The 2,599-nt window shown below is 63.6% G+C and carries 2 protein-coding genes and 1 pseudogene; 2 read left to right on the top strand and 1 reads right to left on the bottom strand.

The window, feature by feature from the left end:
- The coding region (locus ACY45C_RS21230; protein ID WP_462189316.1) for a LysR substrate-binding domain-containing protein at positions 1–480 on the top strand (480 nt) is incomplete at its 5' end.
- Between the two features lie 258 nt (positions 481–738).
- Here ACY45C_RS21230 and ACY45C_RS21225 read toward each other — a convergent pair.
- Positions 739–1,149: pseudogene (locus ACY45C_RS21225) on the bottom strand (DDE-type integrase/transposase/recombinase); the annotation flags it as partial.
- 228 nt (positions 1,150–1,377) lie between these two features.
- On the opposite strand from ACY45C_RS21225, the gene ACY45C_RS21220 reads away from it, so the two are divergent.
- Positions 1,378–1,752, top strand: coding sequence for a DUF4143 domain-containing protein (locus tag ACY45C_RS21220; RefSeq protein ID WP_462189317.1), 375 nt, complete (start codon positions 1,378–1,380; stop codon positions 1,750–1,752).
- Positions 1,753–2,599: the final 847 nt, after the last annotated feature.

Below are 2,599 nucleotides of genomic sequence, written 5' to 3'. Positions count from 1 at the left end.
TCCCTAGTTCGGGGACGGCTTGTTGTCGGCATGGTCACAGCCTGCACCATCACTCCGCTTTTCGACGCGCTCGCGTCGTTTCACATGGCCCATCCTGGCGTCGAGATTATGTTGTTCGAGGACAATTCTGACCGGCTCATCGAGAGCGTGCGGACCGGCGCAACTGACATGGCCCTCGTCGGCACGGACGACGCGCCATTGGTGGCTGTGGAAACCCTACCTATCGCCAGTGACCGGCTCATCGCGATCGCGCCGAACGATCATCCGCTTGCTCGACGCTCTGGGGTGTCCCTGACAAACATCGTAGCCTTCCCTCTCGTGTGTCTACCCTGTGGAACAGGGATCCGCACGGTCTTCGACCAGGCGTGTTCGGCCATGGGGGTAAAGCCGACCATCGCGCTCCAGGCGAGTGCCCCAGGTACCGTCGTAGATCTTGCCGCTCGTGGGCTTGGGGGACGTAATGAAGTAACAAATACGTGATCGAGAGCATCATCGCAGGTCACAGGCCTGTGGAGGGTTCGAAACGCGCAAGTTATTTCATTTCGACTCCTTGGCGTCGCGATACTCAGCGAGTCGATGGCCGTCACCTCCCGCAGCGATCTGAGCGTTTTGATTGTCGATGATATTTTTTCTCCCGCCGTGTTGGCTCTGATCTGGACGACCCGAAAAAGTCCCGCATCGCAGGAGCTCGTCCGGCACAGCTGCGCCGCATTCGATCAGTCTCCCCGGCAGGCCCGGTCAGACGGCGGCGAGTTCGGTGCACGCGGCTGCCAGCCGCAGGTGCGGGCCGGTGTCGATGGCGAGTTCGTAGTAGCCGCGGCGGATGTTCTGGACCAGGGCATGTCCGGCGCTGACGGTCTGGACCGAGCGCAGCCGTTTCAGGTCGTGCATCGGCCGTAACCGGGCTTTCCACCGGCCGTGATCGGCTTCGATCAGGTTGTTCTCCCGGGCGGCGTCGACGTGGCAGGTTTCGGGGAGGAGCTCGTCGAGGATCCTCGGGTAGACGGGTGCTTTGTCGGTGGTGACTTCCACCGGCCGGCGGCTGTGAGACAGTGCCCGGGCGAAGAACCTTCGGGCGGCGACCTGGTCGCGGCGGGTGCTGGCCAGGACGTCGATGACCTGGCCGTACTGGTCGACCGCCCGGTACAGGCACGACGCCGACTCATCACCTGATCATGGCCGATCGGCAGCCGCGGGACAGCGGACTCCGCCGATGCAACAGCGCCGCCCAGGCTGACTTCTGGCGCCCCACAGGATGCACCGGCCCGTGGCTCGAGGCGCAGGTCGGGGCCTCGGACTACCGAACGCGCCAGGCTCGGATCAACGACTTTGGAGGGCTCGGATTACCGAATTCAGACGCCTCGGATTTCCTAGTTGATGTATGGTGTCGGCGACGGCGGTCCGGTCTTCATCGACGAGTATCAGCGCGCTCCCGTCGTGCTCGACGCGATCAAGGCTGAACTCAACCGCGACCGGCAGACCCGGCCGGTTCGTGCTGACAGGTTCGGCGCGGCACGAGTCACTCCCGTCCATCTCGAGGGTGACACGGCGAACAGCTACCTGCGGTTACTGGAGGCGGTGTTCCTGCTCTACCGCCTGCCAGCGTGGGGCAGTTCGCTGACTGCCCGGTCCACCCGGTCGCCAAAGATCCACGTGCTGGACTCGGGGGTAGCCGCGCGCCTGCTCCGGCTCACGTCGGACAAACTCGCCGCCCGCAGCGCGGCGGCGCTGACCGAGTTCGACAACGCCTGATCTGCTTCTTGGTCAGGTCCGCGACGGGGCGATCAGGCCGTGCTGGCTGAAGCCGCGTCCACGGCGGGGCGTCGCCCGTTGTAGTGCCGTGCCTGCTCAGCCAAGACAACGCGCAGGTGCCACTCACCAAAGATCAACATTCGGTCGGCGACTCGGCCCGAACGGTTCGGACGAACCGTTTCGCGTACTCGTGCCGCAACGCCAGCAACTCGGTGTCCTTCGACCTCCCGCCAGCACCGCGCAGGTCGCCAACGTGAGCAGAACCGGTAGACAGGAGGAGATATCCTCACCAGGACCTACGAGCAGCTACTCAGCAAACTTGGCGGAACCCTGCCTGGGAGACCGACGCCACAAAACCACGGCAATCGAGATACCGGTGAGCGCGGTGGCCACGGCGAACTCCGACCCGGCGGTAGCCGGGCAGGCACGCAGGCAGTCCGCAGTAGGACGGCCCTCGGACGTCACCGTCGGCACGCCGACACCGGCATGTGACAGTTGCCACTTCGACTACCCAATGTAGTATCATTGATTCACCAACGGCATCCGTCGCAGTGCGCTGACCAGGAGCGACTTGGTCGCAACGCTACTCGACTGATGGTCGACAACCACTCTTCGCTCCCGCCGGGCGACCGCGGCCCTTGCTTGCCGTGACTCGTTAGACCAGGATGACGAACGTGGCCAGAACAAGGAAAACGGGGTGTGGTCCACGATGCACTTCAGGCTTGTAGCTATGTCGGCGACAACGAATACCACCTGTCGGTGACCCTAAGCACCAGGGGCTTGACCATATCCTCTATAGGCGAGAACGAGCTCCGCATCGGCGAACTGGTGTGGTAAATATTCACCC

The organism is Frankia sp. CcWB2, assembly GCF_977927585.1.
Note: the sequence above shows the minus strand (reverse complement) of the source record. Positions and strands in the feature narration are given on the sequence as shown.